Origin of the sequence: Paenibacillus sp. Soil750, from assembly GCF_001428045.1 — a bacterium.
Classification (GTDB): domain Bacteria; phylum Bacillota; class Bacilli; order Paenibacillales; family NBRC-103111; genus Paenibacillus_E; species Paenibacillus_E allorhizoplanae.
On the sequence record NZ_LMSD01000004.1, the window covers coordinates 162,448 to 184,274 of the forward strand.

At 47.7% G+C, this 21,827-nt stretch carries 19 protein-coding genes; 7 read left to right on the plus strand and 12 right to left on the minus strand.

Annotated elements, in window-relative coordinates:
- Positions 1-7: 7 nt before the first annotated feature.
- The 6 genes from ASL11_RS06060 to ASL11_RS06085 all read right to left on the minus strand — a co-directional run bounded on the left by ASL11_RS06060 (position 8) and on the right by ASL11_RS06085 (position 6,299).
- Positions 8-1,168, minus strand: coding sequence for a dipeptidase (locus ASL11_RS06060; protein ID WP_056611072.1), 1,161 nt, complete (start codon positions 1,166-1,168; stop codon positions 8-10).
- A gap of 12 nt (positions 1,169-1,180) precedes the next feature.
- Positions 1,181-2,152: an ornithine cyclodeaminase family protein gene (locus ASL11_RS06065; protein ID WP_056611075.1), complete on the minus strand. Its 972-nt coding sequence runs from the start codon at positions 2,150-2,152 to the stop codon at positions 1,181-1,183.
- Positions 2,153-2,272: 120 nt separating this feature from the next.
- Positions 2,273-2,764 carry a CcdC protein domain-containing protein gene (locus ASL11_RS06070; RefSeq protein ID WP_056611078.1) on the minus strand — a complete coding sequence of 164 codons (492 nt, stop codon included), beginning with the start codon at positions 2,762-2,764 and terminating at the stop codon, positions 2,273-2,275.
- A 159-nt stretch (positions 2,765-2,923) separates the two neighbouring features.
- Positions 2,924-3,976, minus strand: coding sequence for an NAD(P)/FAD-dependent oxidoreductase (locus tag ASL11_RS06075; protein ID WP_056611081.1), 1,053 nt, complete (start codon positions 3,974-3,976; stop codon positions 2,924-2,926).
- A gap of 273 nt (positions 3,977-4,249) precedes the next feature.
- Complete coding sequence (locus ASL11_RS06080) at positions 4,250-5,635, minus strand: sensor histidine kinase (protein ID WP_082595289.1); 1,386 nt, start codon at positions 5,633-5,635, stop codon at positions 4,250-4,252.
- Positions 5,625-6,299, minus strand: coding sequence for a response regulator transcription factor (locus ASL11_RS06085; RefSeq protein ID WP_056611087.1), 675 nt, complete (start codon positions 6,297-6,299; stop codon positions 5,625-5,627). Before ASL11_RS06085 ends, ASL11_RS06080 begins: the two co-directional genes overlap by 11 nt.
- 140 nt (positions 6,300-6,439) lie before the next feature.
- On the opposite strand from ASL11_RS06085, the gene ASL11_RS06090 reads away from it, so the two are divergent.
- Positions 6,440-7,267 carry a hypothetical protein gene (locus ASL11_RS06090; protein ID WP_157256830.1) on the plus strand — a complete coding sequence of 276 codons (828 nt, stop codon included), beginning with the start codon at positions 6,440-6,442 and terminating at the stop codon, positions 7,265-7,267.
- Between the two features lie 159 nt (positions 7,268-7,426).
- Entirely contained in the window at positions 7,427-8,698 is a 1,272-nt protein-coding gene (locus tag ASL11_RS06095) for an MDR family MFS transporter (protein ID WP_056611094.1), read from the plus strand.
- Positions 8,699-8,984: 286 nt separating this feature from the next.
- On the opposite strand, the gene ASL11_RS06100 is transcribed toward ASL11_RS06095, so the two are convergent.
- The gene (locus tag ASL11_RS06100) at positions 8,985-9,812 is read right to left on the minus strand and encodes a thermonuclease family protein (protein ID WP_056611097.1); all 828 of its coding nucleotides are present in this window, start codon (positions 9,810-9,812) and stop codon (positions 8,985-8,987) included.
- A gap of 142 nt (positions 9,813-9,954) precedes the next feature.
- A complete protein-coding gene (locus ASL11_RS06105) occupies positions 9,955-11,874 on the minus strand; it encodes a DUF2334 domain-containing protein (protein ID WP_056611099.1) in 1,920 nt (639 codons plus the stop codon).
- A 362-nt stretch (positions 11,875-12,236) separates the two neighbouring features.
- Between ASL11_RS06105 and ASL11_RS06110 the strand changes: the two genes are divergently transcribed.
- Positions 12,237-12,449 (plus strand): hypothetical protein, encoded by a 213-nt coding sequence (locus ASL11_RS06110; RefSeq protein ID WP_056611102.1) that lies wholly within the window; start codon positions 12,237-12,239, stop codon positions 12,447-12,449.
- 279 nt (positions 12,450-12,728) lie between these two features.
- On the opposite strand, the gene ASL11_RS06115 is transcribed toward ASL11_RS06110, so the two are convergent.
- Positions 12,729-13,088: a winged helix-turn-helix transcriptional regulator gene (locus tag ASL11_RS06115; protein WP_056611105.1), complete on the minus strand. Its 360-nt coding sequence runs from the start codon at positions 13,086-13,088 to the stop codon at positions 12,729-12,731.
- Positions 13,089-13,234: 146 nt separating this feature from the next.
- On the opposite strand from ASL11_RS06115, the gene ASL11_RS06120 reads away from it, so the two are divergent.
- Together ASL11_RS06120 and ASL11_RS06125 are read left to right on the plus strand one after the other, a co-directional pair.
- Positions 13,235-14,107 (plus strand): SDR family oxidoreductase, encoded by an 873-nt coding sequence (locus ASL11_RS06120; protein WP_056611108.1) that lies wholly within the window; start codon positions 13,235-13,237, stop codon positions 14,105-14,107.
- A 33-nt stretch (positions 14,108-14,140) separates the two neighbouring features.
- The gene (locus tag ASL11_RS06125; RefSeq protein WP_056611110.1) at positions 14,141-14,851 is read left to right on the plus strand and encodes a DsbA family oxidoreductase; all 711 of its coding nucleotides are present in this window, start codon (positions 14,141-14,143) and stop codon (positions 14,849-14,851) included.
- 93 nt (positions 14,852-14,944) lie between these two features.
- On the opposite strand, the gene ASL11_RS06130 is transcribed toward ASL11_RS06125, so the two are convergent.
- Positions 14,945-15,388 carry an SRPBCC family protein gene (locus ASL11_RS06130; RefSeq protein ID WP_056611113.1) on the minus strand — a complete coding sequence of 148 codons (444 nt, stop codon included), beginning with the start codon at positions 15,386-15,388 and terminating at the stop codon, positions 14,945-14,947.
- A gap of 239 nt (positions 15,389-15,627) precedes the next feature.
- On the opposite strand from ASL11_RS06130, the gene ASL11_RS06135 reads away from it, so the two are divergent.
- A complete protein-coding gene (locus ASL11_RS06135) occupies positions 15,628-16,035 on the plus strand; it encodes a DUF6855 family protein (RefSeq protein WP_056611116.1) in 408 nt (135 codons plus the stop codon).
- A gap of 80 nt (positions 16,036-16,115) precedes the next feature.
- Here ASL11_RS06135 and ASL11_RS06140 read toward each other — a convergent pair whose 3' ends face one another.
- Complete coding sequence (locus ASL11_RS06140; RefSeq protein WP_056611119.1) at positions 16,116-16,772, minus strand: GGDEF domain-containing protein; 657 nt, start codon at positions 16,770-16,772, stop codon at positions 16,116-16,118.
- Between the two features lie 217 nt (positions 16,773-16,989).
- Here ASL11_RS06140 and ASL11_RS06145 point away from each other — a divergent pair, with 217 nt between their 5' ends.
- Entirely contained in the window at positions 16,990-18,171 is a 1,182-nt protein-coding gene (locus ASL11_RS06145) for a GGDEF domain-containing protein (protein ID WP_056611122.1), read from the plus strand.
- Positions 18,172-18,795: 624 nt separating this feature from the next.
- On the opposite strand, the gene ASL11_RS36965 is transcribed toward ASL11_RS06145, so the two are convergent.
- Entirely contained in the window at positions 18,796-21,744 is a 2,949-nt protein-coding gene (locus ASL11_RS36965) for a rhamnogalacturonan lyase (protein WP_063795485.1), read from the minus strand.
- Between the last annotated feature and the right edge of the window lie 83 nt (positions 21,745-21,827).

Genomic DNA, 21,827 nt, shown 5'->3' on the forward strand with positions numbered 1-21,827 from the left:
CCACCCCCTACCCGCACACCGCTTCAAACACGCGCAGCCAATTTCCACCCATCATTTTCCGAACATCCTCATCCGAGTAACCTCTGGCCACCAAGCCACGGGTAAAATTAATAAAATAGCTATATGTCTCAAGCCCCTTCACCGTTTCCGTCGAGGGTCCATCCCCTTTGGCAAACCCAATGCGAGGCGCAATATGCTCTTTAAAATACACCAACGACCACGCCACATCGCTCATTGGCCAGTCTGTACCAATCCCGACATGGTCCACGCCGACTAGTCGGACGAGATAGTCCATATGATCGAGCACATGCTCAATCGTCGTATCATTCGGATCCCCGTGGACAAACCACGGCATGGCGAACACGCCAATGACGCCGCCCGTTGCGGCAATGGCTTGGAATTCCTCATCGCTTTTGCAGCGCTTATGATTGTAAATCGCTTCAACACCCGTGTGCGAAGCAATCACTGGCGCTGTTGAAAGTCGGCACGCGTCTAGTGTCGTTTGTTTGCCGCAATGACTCGTGTCTACGATGATGCCTAGCTCATTCATTTTGCTAATAAAACGCATCCCGAACTTGCTCACGCCGCCATTCGCCTCTTCCATACATCCGGACGCAATATAATTCTGATTGTTATAGGTAAGCTGCAGCACTCTCAGCCCAAAATTGTACATCGCCTCGAGCAGCTCTAGATTCTTGCCTAAGCCGTCGGTTTCCTGAGCGGTTACGATCCCTGCTTTCAGGTTGTTCCGCTTCGCTGCGCGAATCTGCTCCGCCGTCACAGCTTTTACAAGCCAGTCGTTCGCATCAAATTGTCGCTGAATGTCGCCCATACTGATCAGGATCTTGTCCACACTAGATACATCCAGCTGACGATTCCCTGCCGTGATACCCGAACGGTACCACTCTTCCTTAAACTCGGAGATCTCTCCGCGAGCCGCCATATCGTGAATGATTTTGCTCGGCATCGCGCTGTATGTCCATGAATCCTCTTTATACGGCTCACACGCCTCCCGAATGCTCTCGGAAATAGCCTCTGGAATTGCCTTCGGGGACAGCGGTCCCTGGAACAAAAGATCGATAATAATCGAGCTCTCATGCAGCTCCCGTGCACGTTCTTCCTGCTCTGGTGTAAGGTTAAATGGATATAGCCCTTCTGTCGAATTCATCGATGCTCACTCCTAGAAGTCAATGTGGGTTCCTTTGTGCGTAAGAATCGCTTCCTTGTAGATGTGGTGCGCTGCTGCGAGGTCCTCGCAGGCAAGTCCTAATGATTTGAACAGCGTGATGGACGTGGCAGAGCGTCTTCCTTCTTTCGCACCCACTAATAGCTCACCAATTTCAGCTAAAATGTGATCTTCACTGATGGCTCCCTCCTGCAGAGGGATCAGGTAGTCACCCGCCTCGTTCACGGCGGACTCCGTGCGGTCCACGAACAGCTCAGCCCGGCGCACCAGCTCGGAATCGAGCTCGCGGTCTTTGGCTCGGCAGGCGCCGATGGCATTCACATGCGCGCCTTCCTTGATCCACGCGCCCTGCACGATCGGCGTCGTCGACGCCGTCACCGTGCAGATGATATCCGCATCCACCACGGCCTCCTGTGCGGAGGATGCACACGAGACGAGGACAGCCGGATAGCGGCTTGCCGTCTCGGCTCTTAATCGCTCGGCATGGGCCGGATTCGGCCCCCATACCTGGATCTTCGTGATCGGGCGCACGAGCAGCATCGCCTCGATGTGCGTGCGGGCTTGCTCGCCCGTGCCGATCACGGCAAGGGTCGCGGCCTCGGGCTTAGCCAGCAACTTCGTTGCTGCTGCGCTGACCGCTGCGGTTCGGATGGCGGTGATTCGGGTGCCATCCACAATCGCTTCCAATTGACCGTTGGTCGAATTGAACAGTGAGACAAAACCTTGATGCGAAGATAAGCCTTTTCCATGATTCCCAGGAAAAACGGTGATCACTTTGGCGCCAACCTTCTCATCTCTTTTTAAATATGTCGGCATCAGCCCCATCACATTGCCGCCTTCCAGCGGGACAACAGATCGTAACGATTGCACGGCTTGTCCTTTTACCAAATCGGAGAGGACCGTTTCCATGATTTCAATACAGGCTGGCATCGCAAGCAGCTCTTGCACTTCAGTTGACTTGATCACTAGTATGGGACATCACCTGCTTCTATGTAGTTCTTTTTATTATAGCAAAGTCCGAGAAGATGGGGAAAACTTGTGAATTGAAAAAGAGCACCCCAAGGGTGCTCCTAAACGCATGTATTTTTAGCTAGCACTAACCCTCCGGTACTTGAGGAAGCTGCCGATGCGCCACACGCAAATGTACAAATACGCCATAACCATCGTTAACACAGCAAATTCTGATGGATCCAAGCCTTTGAAATACTGGGATAATATCAATCGGACCGCAATAACGGCAATGATCACATATTTGAAATTAGGGTTAGGCTTCGAATAGACCAAACCATCCTCACGCTTCTCATACCCTGTATGGTACAGCATAATACTACCAAGCGCTACGCCAAGAACACCTGCACACAGCAACTCCCAAATAGCTGGTATATGAAAAGGATGATCCGGTATATGGGTCAGTGAGTTAATACTAAGCCCAAACACAATAAGCAGCAGGAAAACGGGAATCAGCATGCCTCTTCCTTTATTCCGAATCGGCTTTGCTTTCCCTCGTGTTCTTAGCCAAATGACTAAAATAATTACAACAGCGCCGATTCCATATCCAATAAGTGTTTCAGCGTTCATATTGTAGTGCTCCTTTCGATGACAAGTTCTACAGAAATTATACGGGCACTCCTCCGAATTTACCTCCGTCTAGAGACCGACACAACGAAATTGGATAAAAAAAGGGAAAAAGCACCCCGCAGGGTGCCTGTTTGAGTAGCTGTATGTAGCTTTTCCCGATTACGATTGAAACATTTGCTTCACTAACTCTTTATTGCGCTTCTTAAAGGCTTGATTATGCGAAGAGACCATCCCGAACTTCTCTGCTGTAGGCTGAATGTACTGTTTGGCTTTATTCACCGCATTCGCCGCGTCTTGGAAGGCTCCCGCGATCAAATGCACTTTGCCTGGATGATTAAGAATGTCCCCAGCTGCATATAGTCCTGGCACAGAGGATTCACTGTTCGCATTACCCGCGATATAGTAATTCTCCGCTCTTGCGATCTCGATTTCACTATTCTCTAGCAAGGTCGTATCACGATCATAGCCATGGTTGATAATCACTTCATCCACCAACACAGATGAAACCTCTCCCGTTTCATGATTCGTCAGCTCAACCCGTTCAATAGATGCGTCCTCACCAGCAGCAAATAACTTCGAAATTGAGGTATTTAAGTGGCAGATCACAGAGCTGTTCTGTAACTGCTTCACTTGGGCCTCATGTCCGGTTAGCTGCTCTTTGCGATAGCTGAGAATGACCTGCTTGGCGACAGGCTCCAATTCATTCGCCCAATCGACAGCCGAGTTGCCGCCACCTGAAATAACGACAGTCTTGTTCTTGAAGCGCCCTAGCGACTTCACCGTGTAGTTCAAATTTGAAACTTCGTAGCGCTCTGCGCCTTCGATCTCCAGCTTTTTCGGGTTAAGGATGCCTGAACCGACAGCGACGATCACGGTTTTGGAGTAATGCAGTTGACCTGATGTGGTGCGCAGTACGAAGATATCCTCTTCGTTTTTAGCTATTGCTTCCACTTTCTCATTCAGTACAACCTCCGGGCTGAACGTAAGTCCTTGCTCAACAAGCTGATTGATCAGCTTCGCTCCTGGAGTCGGCGTGACACCGCCTACGTCCCAAATCATTTTTTCGGGGTATACATGTACTTTACCGCCGAGATGCGGTTGAAATTCAATGATTTTGGTCTTCATTTCACGAAGTCCGCTATAGAAAGCCGAGTACAGACCCGCTGGTCCCCCGCCAATAACCGTTACATCAAACAATTCGTTCTGTTCCATGCTCATTTCACTCCTTAACTCACCAATTGCGATTGAGAATCATTATTAATGAATGATACTGCGTTTTGATGATTTAATCAACTGAAAAAATGCTGAACGCATTGCGATGCCATGGGACGGCTGGGGATTCTGGGCTAATGGCTCCGTTTCTCTAGAGTTAGTCGGTTTAGCAGACTAATTCTGGATTTTCAGCTCCGTTTCTCCAGAGTTAGTCGGTTTGGCAGACTAATTCTGGGGTTTCAGCTCCGTTTCGCCAGAATTAGTCGGTTTTGCCTACACAGGAATCCGCACGCGAAACGTGCTGCCTACCCCCTGTTGACTCTCCACCTGGATCGTCCCTTGTGCAGCATCCACAAGGTTCTTCGCGATGGCGAGTCCAAGACCATGACCGCCAACCTGCCGGGTTCGAGCCTTATCCTGCCGATAAAACCGATCAAAGACACGCGGAAGTGCCTCAGGCGCGATCCCCATTCCGTTATCCCTCACGTCGAGCGTGAGAAAGCGGGCACCCTTTTCTACTTTATCCACAAGAATGATGTGCACATCTCCGCCATCCAGCGTATATTTAATTGCATTATCGATAAGAATCACCAGCAATTGCGTCAATTTGCCCCGATCCCACTCCACGTTCAGCTGGTCGGGCACATGCAGCTGCAGCACCATGCCTTTAGCCTGCGCTGCGGGCAGCAGCTTCGTTACTACGCTTTCGGCAGCTGCTTTCACTTGAAAAACAGAACGCTCCAGCACGAACTCGTCAGCATCCGACCGTGCCAGCTGCAACAGCTCGCTGGTCAGCCTCGTGATGGCGTTGACCTCGTCTTTCATACTCTTCAGCACGTTATTGGTGAAGGGATTACTTTCATCCGCATCGAGCTGCAGCGCCTCAATGGAAGTGAGCACGACGCTGAGCGGGGTACGCAGCTCATGTGAAGCATCGGCAACGAACTCGCGTTGCCGCTCATACGCTTTGGCAATCGGAATGATCGCTCTACGCGCCATACGATGACTGAACCACAGCGCGAGTACAAAGAAGAGCAGCGCCATTCCTACCATCAGGATGAGCAATAAGCGAAAAAGCTGATGCTGAAAGGTAACTTCCTTCCCTACATATAAGGTACCGATCAACTGTCCGTTCTTCTTGAGTTCCCGATTAGTCACGAGAAACCGGGCATCCTCCCCGTTTTGCGGTCGACCTTGGACATCCACTGAGGGCTGATCGAACGTCTGCAAGGTCGTTTGCTGGGTCCGCGCTCCCTTGAACTGACCCTTCGCGATTAATGCCATCATCTGCTCTCGTAATTCCGGCTGCGTCTCATCACCTAATTGCACATTCCCTATATCGGAAATGAGGTAATAAAACGATTGATCCGCACTGATCGAGAAGGCATCCTCCACAGAGCGCGGTGGCTGGCGCTTCGGGTTCGTGTCCCCATCCACCCATTTCTGCAAAACCTGCAGCTCACTATTCGTCAACTCCGTCAGATGTGACCGTTGATCGCTCCAAATGAACACATACAGCAGGGCATACACAATCACAACAAATAACCCGAGAAAGATCATCAGCACGCCGCTATATTGCAGCGTAAGTTTATGGCGTGTCTGGTCAAATAAATTCCCTTCAGACAGGCGCTTATTCAGCCAGCTCTTGTTACGCTTCAATTTTATAACCTACACCTCTCACGCTCTGAATGAGCTCCCGTGCATCGGAAGACTCCAGCTTCTTACGAATTAATTTGATGATTGCGTCGATCGATTTCAAATTCACATCAGCATCCAAGCCCCATACTTTATCTAAAATAACCTCACGCGTAAGCGTCCGCCCCTTATTCTGCAGCAGCAGGTCCAAAATCTGAAACTCACGCGGAGACAACTGGATGTCTTGACCGCCTTGCCGAACCATCTGATTCGTCCGTTGCAACTCCAGCTCTCCCATTCGCACAATGTCGTCCTGCAAAGGAGCAAAGCTTCTGCGCATCAGCGCCCGCAAGCGTGCCAACAGCTCGTCCATTTCAAAAGGCTTCACGAGATAATCATCCGCCCCCGCATCCAGTCCTTCGACTCGATCACGGAGCCCGTCTTTGGCCGTGAGCATAAGAATAGCTCCTCGATATCCAGCCTGGCGCAGCCTAGCACAGGTGCCACGCCCATCTCCCTCAGGCATCATCCAATCGAGAATGACCACGTCATAGCTAGAGGCTGCGGCATAGTCGAAGGCATCGTTCCCCGTTTGCACCCAATCGACGCTGCAGCCGGTCTTTTTTTTCAACATATACTTCGTTAGCTCGCCTAATTTCACGTCATCTTCCGCCAATAAAAGCTTCATCTATCCGCCACCATCTCTCGTTCGCTCTATTACTTACAAGTATAATCTATCGCCTTCGGGCTTTCACCGTAATTTCACCAAGTGGGGATAAGATAGGTCTCATGGAACAACAAATCTACGAAAACGAAGGGAAGATCCCCATGAACATCCAAACTAAAATCATCCTCGCAAGCGCATTATCCGTTGTATTAGCAGGCAGTGGAATTATTGCTTTAAGCGCAGGCAGCCAAGTATTCGCTGCAACTGACACATCGCCAACGGCAACATCTGCCCCGCAGGATAAGCCAGCAAAGCCGAAGCCAAGACAAGGAGAAGCCGGCAAGCCAGGTGGCCCTCGCGTTAATGGTCAGAATCCGCCTCCGCCTAACCACGATGGTGTGGATTGCCCGGGGCAAGGGCAAGGAGATGGCCTCCCGCCAAACTCACCTGCCAGCTCACTTCCTTCCAACAGTGATCCCGCCAGCGGAATTACGAATCCTTCTACCTATTCCGTCGTAATTTCAGGTGGACTCACAACAGATCCTCAAGATAAGGGACGTCCCGTTGTGCTGATTGCCGCCGCTCTTGGTGTACCTACTGAGGTGTTTCGAGAAGCTTTTAGCGGAGTGACGCCATCTGGGTTAGACAGCCAACCGAGTCATGAGCTCGCACAACGAAACAAAGCCGCTTTAATGAAGGTACTTGGGCCTTACGGCATCACTAACGACCGTCTGGATGAAGTATCTAATTTCTACCGCTACAACGGGAATCGAACGGCAACTTGGCAAAAGACCTCCGCAACCGCAACAGCCATCGTCACTGATGGTGTGGTAACTGGCATTACAATCACAAATCCGGGTGCTGGCTATTCCTCCACGCCAACAGTTACCATTACAGGGCCAACTGGCACCATAACGGCCAAAGCCGTGGTGGCGTTTACGCAAGATTTTAAAACGAATGGCAGTATCACCTCGATTACCCTTGATTAAAATGAGAAGGAGCTTGTCACAGTTCATCTGTGGCAAGCTCCTTTTCCCGTTAATATATGGTGCAACTGGAACCATTCATTCTCCCAGCCGCCTTGTTTCCGCACGAAGATTGGTAGTATGATAGGGAAATACTTAAATTAACCAGAGGTAAATTAAATCATGAAGATGAGAGATTGGGACATTAATTTAAAAATCCGCCTCGGTGGAGAAACCGCTTTTAACGTTATTTTTTGGGCATTCTTTCCGTTCTTATCTATCTACTTCGCTAATTCGTTCGGAAAAGGTTGGACGGGTATTCTTCTTGTCTTATCGCAGGCGCTTTCTGTGTTCGGCAATTTGCTCGGCGGCTACAGCGCAGATCGGTTCGGACGCAAACGAATGATGGTGATCGCCGCTTTGGGACAAGCCGTCGGCTACGGAATCTTCGCACTGGCCGCTTCACCCTGGCTGGCAATGCCAGTTATGAGCTTCATCGGCTTCAGCTTCGCTAGCTTTTGCGGCTCGTTGTATTGGCCTGCCAGCCAAGCAATGGTGGCGGATGTCGTGGATGAGGAGCATCGGTCGAGCGTATTCGCCATCTTCTATACAACCGCGAACATGGCCGTCGTTGTAGGACCTTTACTCGGTTCCCTCCTCTATAAAGACAATCCGTATCTTGTGCTGGCCGCGGCTGCTGTAGTTTGCGTGTTACTCGCGCTCATGATGTCACGACGCTTACACGAAACGCTGCCGAAGCAGCTAGCGGATCGCCATCGCGCACAAGCTGACACCCCTTGGTACCATGCCATCGCGGTGCAGCTGCGCGACTACAAAATCATTGCCACGGACCGTGTATTCCTGCTGTTCGTTATCGCTGGTGTGCTGCTTTCGCAGACCTTCATGCAGCTGGATTTGCTTTTTCCCGTCTTCTTAGAAGAAACGATGCCGTTGACGACGATCTTTTCCTACAATGACTGGAATCTCCAGCTAACGGGTAAGCAACTGTTCGGCTTGATCGTCTCCGAGAATGGTCTATTCGTCGCCATTTTCACGGTCATCGTGACCAAGTGGATGCTGATGTATCGCGATCGTTATGTGTTCATCGGCGGCTCTCTTTTCTATGCGCTGGGCATGGTGATGTTCTGCCAGATGTCTACCTTCTGGGGACTAACCATTGCGATAGCCGTCTTCACGCTGGCCGAGCTCATGTCCGCAGGACCACAGCAAGCTTTCATGTCCCGATTGGCGCCGGATCATATCCGCGGTCAATATTTCGCTGCCTCTAGCTTGCGTTATACACTCGGGCGCACCATAGCGCCGCTATCTATCCCGATCAGCAGTTGGATCGGCTTTACCTGGACGTTCATTTTGTTAGCTGCACTTGCTGTCTTGTCGGCAGCTATCTATAACATGATGTTTAATCAGTATGATAAGCAAACTGCGCTGCAGTAGGTAAATGAAAAAAGCACCCGTGAGGGTGCTTTTTTTCATTATTTGCTTGGTTACGGGTGAGAACTCCCCGTTAGGCCTCCACTCACCAAATAACTGGAAAATACGCAGTTAATTCCGGAAATTTCATCTTTAAATTCACTTCAACTGGATAATATGCAGGTATTTTCGCGACAAATTCACTTTTCGGCTGGAATGGGTTGATTTAGATGGAGGAAATCCAGTTATTCGGCCAAATTTGCATGAAAACCAGAAACTAGATGGAGGAAATCAATCTAAACCTGTCTCACTACTCACATGCTACGCCGTCCCCGTCCCCATCCAGCTTCGCGCTGTAGCCTGTCTCGCCTTTCTTGATCTTGTAAGCTCCAGCTGCGTTGGCCTCCTTGCACGAGTTGTAAGTCGTGTTCGCTTTCGGCTGCAAGGTCGTCACTGGTTTCGGAGTTGTAGTTGACTTCGGTGATGCCGCAGCACCACCCTTCACCACACCCTCGTGATACCCATCCTCTTGCGCATAATTTTCTACGCTCCAGATCTTCAAAGCTTTCTGCTGTGCCTTCTTCTGAATTTCACGGAACTGATCGACATATTTCACGTTCGGCGGGTAAATATACGCAACTCTGGCATAGCCATTTTCGAGCAGGAGCTCATTGAACATTTTATCCCCAATGTACAGATAACACAGCAATCGGCCATATTTATCCCGTTCCGACACATCCAATTCCAGCTGAACGTCTTGGCCTGTAAGCATCGTTTTGGCATAGTTGGACGCTTCCAACGCAAAAGGCTGAACCGGCTTCTCGGGATCCACACTTTCTGGCGTATCTACAAGCAGTAGACGGATCGTTTCTTCTTTTTCTTTGCCGCCGTCGGTAAAAGAGATCTTCATCGTGTCGCCATCAACGACCCGAACTACTTTTGCGGGGATTCGCTTATTTAGCGTAGATTTATCCGTTCCCTTGACGGTTGCCTTGTTAGACGCAGCTGCGGAAGGTGTTGCAATATCAACATCTACTTGTGATGACGAACATGCCGACGCCACCATGATAAGCAGCAAGAAAATGCCTGCACGGACAATTTGTTTTTTGACACAAAAGCTTAGGATTGCGTTTACCATTGCGTTGTAACCTCCATATGATGACTGTTCTAGTGGTCTACGATCTCGTATGTACGCTACCTATTATATCAGATTGCATGGTGCACGCTCTGGTCAATTCGTAAAGAAAAAAGCACCCCTCAGGGTGCTTTTTTTATCGTGACTACGGCGTTCCGCTTCGAAACGAAAGCGCCAAATCCAACACATGCTCCGTTTCATTATAAGAGCTGATGTCCATCTTCCGATTGCCGTCAAAATCGGCGACCATTGCCCGTCGTTCCTTCCCTTGTGCCCAGGGTCCAAATTCGTTATCCAGTGGCTGGAAATAGTTCTCGCCCTCGTTCTGGAATACCCGCCAAATGCCCGTCTCCGCCGTATAGGCAATTAAATCGCCTCGCCCGTCGCCATTCGTATCGCCAACCAGCAGCTGGTCGCTATTTCCAAAGGAAACCCCGCCTGCAGTCTGCGGATCAGCGAACCCCCCTTGCCCTTGATGATACATAATGGATACGCGTTTCTCCTTATGCGAGACGCACAGGATATCATCATCTTTATCAGTGTCCTGCAATTGGGCTGTGAAAATTTCTGCATCCTCAGGTAGCTTCGTGTTTGACTCTGTATACGTCAACTGCTGATTTAACAAGTTAACTTGCACAAGTCCCTTGTCTCCTTTGGCAATTAAGCCCATGCCATGACTAGATCGGAGTGCGCGAACAGAAGAAAGTCCTATTGGTAAAGCACCGATTGTGCGGACTGGCAGGAACTGTCGCTTATCCGCTATGGCCACCCGCACATTCCCCGTTTCTGTGTTATACGCAAGCAGATCTTGCTTCCCATCACCATTAACATCGACGAGTAGGAGTGACTCATCGGGCGTAAACGTTTCTCTTAACCATACTTGTGAAGCTTCCTGCTGGCGATTTCTCGGCATATCGTAATTCCCCGGAATAACCAGAACGCGATGCAGTTGGCGTACAACGACATCCGCATGTCCGCGGCCTGTAACATCGCCAAGCATGACATTTTGCAGCTTCGTTCTTGGTGGCAGCATTACGCGATGCGCTGGGGTGAAAGGGACGATATCATGCAGTGACATCCAGCGATAGTCTAGCTTTTTGAAACCGGTAATCAATTTATGCAAGTAGGAGCCTGTGTCTCCCTCTTTATATTGATAGACGGGAATACCATCCTTCTCTTCTGGGTTTCCATCTGCGGCCATTACAGGCTCTAGGTGCGAGAATTCCAAAAATGGATGGAAGTAAAAGGAGGCTAGTCCGTCCTCCTTCGCTGCCTTCTCCAACATCCGGTCAACCGATGCAGCATCACTTATATAGCGATATGGCGCAGGGACATAGACGGAACCCAAACTATCTTGTCCGTACGTATTGATCGTATCATAGGTATTCATATCATCACTGGCGTTTTTGGTGTAGAGATCAGGTTGATACATAAGGCCGACGAAGGAACGAAACACTGCCTGTTGTTCATGGGTATCTTTATAGTGAGGGGACTCCCAGAACGCGGGATGTAAATCTGCTCCAGCAAAGGCAGCTAAGCTTTCTTTCATCCGTTCCGCCGCATACGATAGCTCTTGCGTTTCCGGTGCATCTTTAATGTTAAATTCTGAGCCTATTCCTGAATTTTGCTCGCCATCGGAGCGATACGTCTCACCATATTGATGCCGATACCCGTGCATACCCAATACGCCGCCTTGATGCTCTGCCTGTTGGAGGAGTTTAATGAATGCGCTTACTACTTCGTCAGGATTTGGATCGTCAATACCCTTTTCCTTCCATACACCGTCATCTTGCAAGCTCATTCTTCTTGGAATCACAGCAACATGAAAAGGCACGTGCTCAGACTCAATATAGGTCATGACGGCCCGCAATTTCCCTAGGCCTTCGAGGGTGTTGTAGTCGCCGCCAAGTCCGACATCCTCCAGTCGAATCATAGCATGACGCTTACCCATATTCGGAGAGTCATTCATCTCTGTATTCGAAGGGATATACGCGGCAAGCCCAACAGCTGCAAGAACACCTCCGACGATCCCTATTCCAATTTGCTGCCACAATTTACGTTTCACGCTAGCCTGCTCCCCCATTATGTAAAACGTAGATTATATCTATGATTTCGACATTTTTCTCCTAAATTATATATGAATCTATGCTTTCTTACTATAAGAGTTTGAACAGAGGTCAAAATGTATTTAAGTAATGTCTGGAGTTCTTGAAAACGTTTCCAAAATTAATCTTTTTTAAAAGCTATCCTCGTTTTAGTTTGGAGAAATCGGACTACGTCGTTGATATCGAATCTTAGCTCACCTGTTTCATTTTTGGGGAGTTGGGTAAGAATAAAAGTAACACAATCTCTTTACTTTCAGCTAATACTGCAATGACATACGCAACGTATGATGAATATATCTTATTGTAACGGAGGCATCCGACGATGACAGCCAAAATAGGTTTCGTATTTTTCTGTATAGTGTCCCTATCGGTTTTAGGTGTTGCTGCCAAAGAGAGTCAGCCCGATCAGCTTATAGATCAACGTACAGACAAACACATTGTTGGTCCGTACTCACCAGCCCTTTATGACTCCACCGAACAATTTGAGTATGAATTCGAATGGCAAAACGGGAAGATTATTGCAAATCCACAGTAAGTGAACTTCTACATAATACGTTAACTTTACTAGTTAACCCAAATAGACCCACGACTCTCGCAGTCGGGGGTTTACTAATTGAACTTAATTTTGTCCAGCTCATCTATAAAAGCAGATCTGATCCGATACCTCAACCGGAGATGACTAACTAACTTATCTGCATGATCGCCACCCCCGACGCTGTTCAAGTTCGTTCAAGATCCTCTCTCTTAGATCCTGCAAGTCGTCTTTGCAATACCTCCGCAAGCTCTATTTGCTTCTAAGTGCTTTTCGCGGCTTTCACTCACCACTCTTTTTACTCATCATCCCGTACTTCTTCCCCCACTCCCCCATACGCTCAAGGATCGGTATGAAGCTTCGTCCTGCTTCCGTTAGTGAGTATTCAACCTTCGGCGGGACCTCCTGATAGACTTTCCGGTGAACCATATCATCCTTTTCTAACTCTCTCAACTGCGACGTCAGTATGCCCTTAGATACCCCTGGCACCAGTCGCTGCAGCTCACCGAATCTCCTCGTTTCCCTTAAATGCCATAGAATAAGGATTTTCCACTTCCCTGCAATGACATTTTGGGTGGCGGTAACGGGGCAGACTTCGATTTGTTCCTCCGGAATTTCCCCCTGAAATGTTGTCCGAGACATACGCAATCCCGCTCCTTCCTTGATGGTTCTATTTTTATGACTAGGTCATTTTTTAATTACTACTTACATATTTCGAGCTACTATAATAATATATGACTATGACGAATTATCCAACAACACTTTATATAAATAGGAGGACGTCCATTATGTCAAAAATCATCGTTACCGCAGCAACAGGTGAATTAGGGAAATTAGTCGTCAAGCATTTATTAGCAAGAGTTCCAGCAAGCGAGATTGCTGTTAGTGTTCGTAATACAGAGAAAGCTGCTGAATTTGCAGAGCTAGGCATTGAAGTTCGCTATGGTGATTGGGATGATCCAGCTTCACTGGAGCAAGCTTTTGCGGATGCATCCAAGCTTTTGCTGATTTCTTCCCCACAAGATGAGTCGATCAGTCGTGTTCGTAAACATGTTAGCGCAATTGAAGCCGCCCATAAAGCAGGCGTTCCCCACATTGTCTACACGAGTTTCGCCTTTGCGGATGTCGATGCTTTCGCCCCTCTGGCTAACGTACATCTAGCAACCGAATTCACGCTGAAGGCATCAGGCATTCCAACAACAATCCTGCGCAATACGTGGTATCAGGAGCTTTATGTTAATCCAAGCTTGCAGGGTTACATCGATACCGGCAGCATTATAAATTCTGCAGGTACAGGGAAAATTAATACAGTAACACGTGATGACTTAGCGTTGGCTACTGCAACTGTTCTTGCCGAAGAAGGACATCAAGGCCAAGTCTACGAATTAGCATCATCCGAGTCATGGAGCTTCGAGCAATTAGCAGACATTTTATCTCACGTATCCGGCAAAAAAGTAACACACCAATCCGTCTCTGATGCTGACTCCTTCCAAGGTATGGTTCAGGCTGGACTGCCTGAAGGTCTCTCCCAATTCCTAGTTGCCATTGACAGGAAGATGGCCGCAGGAACAGAAGGACACACATCCCCAGACCTTGAGAAGCTCATCGGGAAAAAACCGACTTCCATTCATGAAAGTATTGCGCTATTATTCAGTAAATAATCCTTTTATTAACCCAACAAAGAGGTGAACCTCATGCAAGTTGAAATTTGGTCGGACTTTGCTTGTCCGTTCTGTTACATTGGCAAACGTCGCTTTGAGCAGGCCCTAGCGGAGTTTGCACACCGCGATCAGGTTGAAGTTGTCTATCGCAGCTTCGAGCTAGACCGTCATGCACCCAAAAGCGTCCCGCATGACGTCTATGATATGCTCTCTTCCCGCTACGGCATGAGCCGTCAGGAAGCTATCGCTATGAATGAGAAGATGCGTCAGCAAGCGGCGGTAGAAGGGCTCGACTTTCAATTCGATAGCCTCGTGCTGACGAACACGTTCGATGCTCATCGTTTACGGCTTTTTGCTGAGAAACAGGGCAAAGGCGCCGTTATATCCGAGTTGTTATTCCGCGCCTATTTCACGGAATCCACAAACATCAGCGACCACAGTATCCTTGCGGACATTGCTGCAGCCGTGGGAATCGACCGGGAAGAAGCTTTGTCCGTTCTCGCGAGTGATCAGTTCGCCCAGTCGGTGCGGACCGAAGAAGAGAATGGCAGCCGCATGGGAATCCGCGGCGTTCCGTATTATGTCATTAACGGCAAGCATGCCATATCCGGGGCTCAAGCAAGCGGCGTTTACTTAAACGCTATGCAACAGCTCTGGGACGCCGAGCAGCCGAAACAGGTTGTAGAAGCAGCCAGCGATGAGGCTTGTTTGGACGGCACGTGTGCTGTCCCGAACAAACTATAAGCGGCGCTTGCGCCTAGCAGAAGAAGCACCCTCGCGGGTGCTTCTTCTACTTTTATGATTTCAGCTGCAACCAGGAATATTTAATTAATGCACTCACAAGCGCGTTTCCATAATCAACTTCACTTTATTCAAGTCCTTTTGGTTAGCCCTTTTCATCATTAAAGACATAAACGGAGAAAATATCATGGAAAAACCTGCCGGATTCCCTTTGTTACGTAAAGTCATCCGCGTGGTACGACTACTACCCCCTGAATCCCACGTATACGTTGTTTCCATGGGAAAAGGGCCGTTAGCGGTACGCATCACTAGTTTATGACCAGGACTAAATTCCGTGACTTCATACACATAGGCTAGTTGTCTACCTAGGAAATTGGCTTTAAAAGCAATTTTTGACCCTACCTGGAGAGGTTTAGGTGTTTGCCATTCGGCCGAGTTAATATTCACATACCATTCCGGTGCCTTATCTGGGTTAGCCGCGTATTCCGATACTTGCTCACGAGGACAATTGATTGTTATTTCCGTGAAAACATCAACCATATTGACAATGACAACCTCCATTTCAATATAAAAAGCACGCCATCCATCAGCGCGCTTCCTCACTTAATTAAGTCAATAATTTCGCTATCGGCTCCCAATAATTCGTATGCCAACCTGCTGCAAGATGCTCACCTTGCTCTTCTGGGAAGGCAGAATGGTCAAATACCAGCAACGTTTCCGACCCTTTCTTTGATATATTCTGTACATAAGAACAAATACTAATCAGAGGAGTCACTCCAATGTCGACAGTGATCGGTACGAAAGAAAATCCATGGTCCTTAAAAACACCTCCACAAACCTCTGAATATGAGATGTATAAAGACGAAAAAGATGGCAAAACCATCCTTGTTTGCACGGTAGGTAAAACCGTTTTGCATTACGACTACCGCTGCATTAATGACTTACAAGAGATGCTCAAACAGCATGGAGATTGGATCGAGCTAGGTAGCGCTGATGAGCAGAAGCCAGCCAAAGAAGGAACGGTTGAAGCTTGGGGCCGCTCTCCTGAAAACCCCATTGGCGGTTGGTATGGCTTGAAGAAAGGCTTCCGCGGCAGATTCGGCATGTATATCCCCCCATTAATGGAGGTACTTGGTCTTGCAGAAGTCGAACACAATCCAAGAAATAATCGGATGCGGGCGTTATAATTCGCAGTAACCACTCTAACATGAAGAAGAGCCTGTCACTCTACTGAAGTGACAGGCTCTTACTATTCTATTTATTGGCTCTAGCCACAATGGTTCGTATTTTTCCTATCTAACTTCAAAGAGTACATATCGAGATCCGCTGCATGTAGTAAATCATCCAACGTTCGCGCATCGTCAGGATACACAGCCGTCCCGATCGATACGGATATTTCCAAATTGAACTCTCGCGAAGCTAACTTTAATTCATTCTGAATATGACTGATCAGTACTTCTTTCTTGGACGCATCCGTAGACGTCGATAGGATCAGAAATTCATCCCCCGCCCACCGTGCGGCTAAATCTTTTTTCTGTAAATCGAGCAGTAAGACATTCGCGATACGCTGCAGAACTTGATCACCGATCTTGTGACCGCGAGAATCGTTAATTAATTTGAAGTTGTCGACATCAATAAAATATAAAATCAACTGCCCTTGTCTGCGCTCCACCGAAGTAGTGAGCTTAGGAAAGGCTTCGAGGATGAATCTTCTGTTATACAGTGTTGTAAGGTTATCTTTCTCTGAGAGAAACTTCAATCGATCATACTGCGTGCCTAGCACCCAGCTTGCCAATAAAATCAATATGCCAGCGACAGGGAACTGAAGAGAAGGAAAATTATAATACATCGTACCGTAGGTTCTTAAGGCTACAATCGTGACTAAAACGACCGAAATTATAACGATTCGTCCCGAATAATTCATCCCAAATCACCATCATTCAATTTATGTCTATATAGGTCTATAGTGACACACTTGTTCCATACATTTCAAGGAATATTTGGTTTGTGCAGTCGAATCGACTCGAAAATGATCGTTAGCAAAAATTCGAAGCAAAGCACTTCAATTTTATGGTAAAGTAATGGTATTCGACATTTTTTTGAGAACATCCAAAACTTCTAACAGTCAGATGAGGTTCAAAATGGATCTACTTCTAGATATGAAAACCATCCTGTTGACACTGGTCATCGGCCACCTATTCACAGCCGTGTTCATAATCGCCTACTGGCGTCAACATAAGAACGAAAGTACAATCAGATACTTTTTCTATGCAAAATGCTTACAAGCCACTGCGTGGGTGATCTTCATCCTCCGTGACGGTCTATCGGATACACTTACAATTTCTCTTGTGAACTCAACACTTTTTATCGGTTATGCCTTTGAAACCATTTCCGTGCTGAAAATTCAGAATATCCTGAGCAAGCTGACGCGTAACTTGTATATTGCTTTGACAATTTTCAACATAATAGGCTTCCATTCCATCCTTCTTTTCGACAACGTAGAGAAGCTCAGAATTTCCTTTGTTTCCATGGGTGTCGCTACGAGCCTCCTCATACCCGCATACAAAATGATTCAAAAACGAGCAGCTTCCATGGTGACCCATGTGCTAGGCTATCTGTACCTTACAATCTTGGTATTTCTTCTGATTCGAGCCGTTAGTGCCGTATTCTTCGAAACGTTGATAAGCTTTTATCATATGAACGGTAATCAGACCATGGTCCTACTAGGCCAATATTTCGTCATGATTGCGGGAAATACGGGATTCATTCTCTTGATGAAAGAACAAACCGACCAAGCACTTATTCGGCTGGCCAATTATGACGATTTGACCGGTACACTGAACCGCAGGACGTTCATCACACGTACCAATCAATACATTACTTCCTACGCGAAAATGCAGAAACCAATCACCTTGCTGCTATTTGATATTGATAATTTCAAGTCCATCAATGATACATTCGGTCATGATACGGGCGATCAAGTGCTCGTCGACCTCACGACACGAATGATGGAGCAGCTCGGCGCTGATGATCTTTTCGCCAGATACGGCGGTGACGAATTTGCCATCATCGTACCTGGCATGGATGAGCGAGATTCCTCGCTTTATTCTGAGAAGCTTAGACAGGCTGCAGAAGGTGCGCTAGTTCCTGGATTACAGCTTTCCTATACCATTAGTTTGGGAGTTCTTACGTTCATACCAGATGAACGGACACATCTTGAGGAGCTTTACTCCACGTGTGACAAGGCCCTATACCAGGCCAAAAGGAACGGTCGAAACGGTGTATACCGTGGGGCTGTGTATAAACAATTGGTACATGCTTAGCAAAATTCATGTAAGTAGGCTGTCGCTATGATGCGGCGGCCTTTTGTTTTTTCTCGTTCACCTCTGACTACCTAACCACGGTTTGTGACAAACTACCAAACAATCCCTATTTCGAACGTATCGACGACAATTTTCCTGATACTTTTCAACCTATTCTTGTTAATTTAATGCTAAGTCGCAAAAAAACCTCACAGAGAGTAGGTAGGTAGAATGATTTCTCTAAATGATAAGCCCATGTATCTAGCACATTTCGCAAAGTTAATCCAAATGGATGAACATCGGCTATTTCGTATATGTAAGGGGATCGAAGAGAACGGATATCAATTAAACCGAAACGAACACGGACATATCGATCTAACGGAGAAAGATATTACGGTCGTGTTGAGTTTCTGTTTGTGAAGGTAGGGAGAGGCACCACGGGGTAAGCGTTATGCACTTTCTATCGAACGAGATTTCAGACGGCGTTGGTGTATGAACTGGAAAACATACAGCTATTTACGAGAAATTTCTTTGAAAACTCGATTTGATACTTTTACGTCTACAGTTACTCCCTCTCCACTCGCCACCAACACATCAACACGCTTATTTGGTAAGAAAAACCCGCTCCATGAGCGGGTTTTTCCATCATTTATGATCTTTTGGGTCCTTTGGATCTTTTGGATCCTTCGGCTTCTTATCGTGGTGCTTGTCCGTATAATCGACTTTAGGCGCTTGCAAACCGCCTGCTAGAACGGTCTCTCTGATGTCTTCACCGAGATAGAAGCTTAAATGTGGCGGCTGATTGTACGCCGTGTTCTGCCATGCGATTCCGTTTCTGTATACCGGGTCATGCATAAGCGTATACATCCGGTACTCCGTAGGAATCGTCGTGCTGAAGATTCTCAGTTCCGAGCTATCTGTTGTAGGTAAAAGAACTTCCTCACGCCAATCACCTAGGATATCGGCCTGTAAAGTCGGAGTCGCCTTTGTTCCATTATTGCTGACTACGCCTGCAAAGCTTTTCAAAGGCTCTGCTTTCTTCGTTATTGGATTAAACTTTGAAATAGATGTATTATCCAGCAACTCATTCAATAAATCCCCATCCCAGAGAAGAGAGAAGTTCACAGATACGCCTGCCGTTCTAAAGCTATCAGCTTCGACCTTACCCTGCACGTTGTAGATGCCTCCGCCCGACGCTGGCGTTGTCCCGCCTGTCCCCCAGAACTCAAAACCAGGGCTTGCGGTAATATTTGCCGCCAAGCCACGTCCTGTATCCACGTAACCATTGTAGGACATCAGTGTTTCCCCTGTTGCAGCATCATGAAGCTCTACCGAGGCTACAGAAGGGACTTCATGTACTGCCATAACCTGCAAACCTTCACGAGCTGGATCAAATGCCCCTACATGAAGCGCGTCGCCATGCGAACCTTGTTCACGCTGCATCTCGCCATCCATTTCATAGAGAATGCTGCCGTCCTGATCCAGGGTCAACGATCCTGCAATAATTTCGTCAAAACCATCATTATCAACATCCGCCGTGGCCAGATTGTGGAAGCCTAGGCCTGCCCCTCTACCCGCTTGGGCGGAGTCGAAGGTCCACTCTTCTTTGAGCTTGCCATGCACTAAGCTATAGGCCACATACGTAGTCCGTTCATAATAACCTCTGCCATAGATGGCGCTTGGCTTCTTACCATCCAAATAAGCTAATCCAGCAAGGAACCGATCCGAACGGTTATGCCAGGTGTCTCCCCATGAGGCAACATCCCCTAACGGGAATGCATAATCAATGGTGTCGATCTCCTTACCCGTTTCACCCTTGAATACGGAAATGTACTCCGGCCCCCCGAAAATATGGCCGAACTCATTTACCCACTTGCCATTATCTGCCGCATTACCAATGACGCTGATGACCTTGCTGCTATCAAATTTGCCATCTGTAACCCCGTAGACGGTCGTTGCATCTGCCGTTTTAATGAGGAATTCGCTTTTGCCATCCCCGTCATAATCAGCGATGATAAATTGATGATAATGCGCGCCTGATGTGAGGTTAAGCCCCATATTCATCCGCCACAATAAGGTGCCGTCCATTTTATAAGCATCAAAAATAGTCGGCCCTGTCATCGCGTTCTGCGAACTGTCGATAGCGTTAGATGGGTACCATTTCACAACGACCTCATACTCGCCGTCTCCATCCAAATCCCCTACGCCAGCGTCATTGACACTATATGTGTAGCTGCCTGTGGCCGTTGTTCCTCCTTCAGGCTTTTGCATCGGAATCGAGAGATAATCGTTAGCTGCTGCTGATGTTTCCTCTCTATCCTTTGCTGGCTTTCCATTGACAAGCGTCTCCACTTCATAGGTGTCTCCGGCGACACCAGCCGTGTCTGCAAAATTGGTCACAGACAATGGTGACGTATTCAGCTTTTGCCCATTGCGGTAAATATTGAACTTCACATCGCGGTCATACTCATCTGCAAGCAGACGCCAGCTTACGAATATGCCCTCATTGGATTGTAAAGCAATAACGCCTCTGTCCAGCCACTCTGTCTGTCTTGCCGTATCTGGTGGTGTAAGACGGTTGTATACATATTGGGTTGCATATCGGCCAAAACCATTCTCCAGACTTGCAGGAACCGCTAGTTCACCCTTAAACGTGTATACGCCCGCTTCATGGGGATTCCAAGATTTGCCTACGTTAACCCACGAACTTACAGGCACGGTTACCTTACTATTATTGGCTAGGGTAACACTTACGGATGGCGGTAAACCAACGGAATCGATATCCCGTGTCGTTTGATCTACATACACTGTATGATAGGATAATTTATCCACCTTCGTAATACGATTTTCTGGAATCGGCATATGATACACACCGAAGTTATCAAGGTACGTCGTCCAAGCAATATTATTGCCAGATGTCCGCATGCCCACCAATTTAACCGAAGCGACTGAACCGTCAAAAGCTACACCATTTAGCGAGGACGTGAATTCTTGACTTGTACCCGCAGCTTTGTCGGTTAGCTTGAATTTGACGACCTCATTTTCCACATCCAGATTAATCCCTACCTTATACCACGCTTGCGGATTCGTAATACCCGTACTTGCGGCAGGCTGCTTTCCTGCAAAATACTGCAAAGGTGCATTATTCGTATTATTTAGCGTAAATACCGTATTGCCAGTACTATCGAGGATCCTAAACTCGCCGCCGTTTTCACTAGGATTGCTAGCTGCTTTATCATTCACCTTACCAGGATACCAATCAAATTCAACGAGAACTTGGCTGCCTTTAACCGAAGTACCAAAGGTCTTAGTCGCTACGCGCCCCCCGCTTTGGTTCGTTTGAGTAAACTGCAGCATCGGGGTGTTATTCCCCATCACTTCATATGTATTAATCGATACCGTAGCATTCGCTGTTACAAATCCCCAATTAATGGGGTCCGGTGCGACCGTATCACCGAAATCACTATAATAAACGCTATCGAGTTCGACCCCATTGTTACCAACAGCGGCAGACGCCATCAACCCGTTCGGTATTAAGAGAGCGCTTGCAATAAGTAACGAAACGATTTTTCTCCATTGTCTTTTAGTTCGCATTGTTATTTTCACTCCTTCTGTTCGAGCTATGAGAGGATTGTGCTTGCTCTCGGTAATTCCTCATCGTGCAAGGTTTTGCATAT

Bases quoted from the DNA above. Each gene is read 5' to 3' on its own strand.
- ASL11_RS06090 (WP_157256830.1), top strand. From the start codon at position 6,440: ATGAACATCCAAACTAAAATCATCCTCGCAAGCGCATTATCCGTTGTA.
- ASL11_RS06110 (WP_056611102.1), top strand. From the start codon at position 12,237: ATGACAGCCAAAATAGGTTTCGTATTTTTCTGTATAGTGTCCCTATCG.
- ASL11_RS06115 (WP_056611105.1), bottom strand. From the start codon at position 13,088: ATGTCTCGGACAACATTTCAGGGGGAAATTCCGGAGGAACAAATCGAA.
- ASL11_RS06075 (WP_056611081.1), bottom strand. From the start codon at position 3,976: ATGGAACAGAACGAATTGTTTGATGTAACGGTTATTGGCGGGGGACCA.
- ASL11_RS06100 (WP_056611097.1), bottom strand. From the start codon at position 9,812: ATGGTAAACGCAATCCTAAGCTTTTGTGTCAAAAAACAAATTGTCCGT.
- ASL11_RS06145 (WP_056611122.1), top strand. From the start codon at position 16,990: ATGGATCTACTTCTAGATATGAAAACCATCCTGTTGACACTGGTCATC.
- ASL11_RS06060 (WP_056611072.1), bottom strand. From the start codon at position 1,168: ATGAATTCGACAGAAGGGCTATATCCATTTAACCTTACACCAGAGCAG.
- ASL11_RS06130 (WP_056611113.1), bottom strand. From the start codon at position 15,388: ATGGTTGATGTTTTCACGGAAATAACAATCAATTGTCCTCGTGAGCAA.
- ASL11_RS36965 (WP_063795485.1), bottom strand. From the start codon at position 21,744: ATGCGAACTAAAAGACAATGGAGAAAAATCGTTTCGTTACTTATTGCA.
- ASL11_RS06140 (WP_056611119.1), bottom strand. From the start codon at position 16,772: ATGAATTATTCGGGACGAATCGTTATAATTTCGGTCGTTTTAGTCACG.
- ASL11_RS06125 (WP_056611110.1), top strand. From the start codon at position 14,141: ATGCAAGTTGAAATTTGGTCGGACTTTGCTTGTCCGTTCTGTTACATT.
- ASL11_RS06095 (WP_056611094.1), top strand. From the start codon at position 7,427: ATGAAGATGAGAGATTGGGACATTAATTTAAAAATCCGCCTCGGTGGA.
- ASL11_RS06135 (WP_056611116.1), top strand. From the start codon at position 15,628: ATGTCGACAGTGATCGGTACGAAAGAAAATCCATGGTCCTTAAAAACA.
- ASL11_RS06070 (WP_056611078.1), bottom strand. From the start codon at position 2,764: ATGAACGCTGAAACACTTATTGGATATGGAATCGGCGCTGTTGTAATT.
- ASL11_RS06085 (WP_056611087.1), bottom strand. From the start codon at position 6,299: ATGAAGCTTTTATTGGCGGAAGATGACGTGAAATTAGGCGAGCTAACG.
- ASL11_RS06120 (WP_056611108.1), top strand. From the start codon at position 13,235: ATGTCAAAAATCATCGTTACCGCAGCAACAGGTGAATTAGGGAAATTA.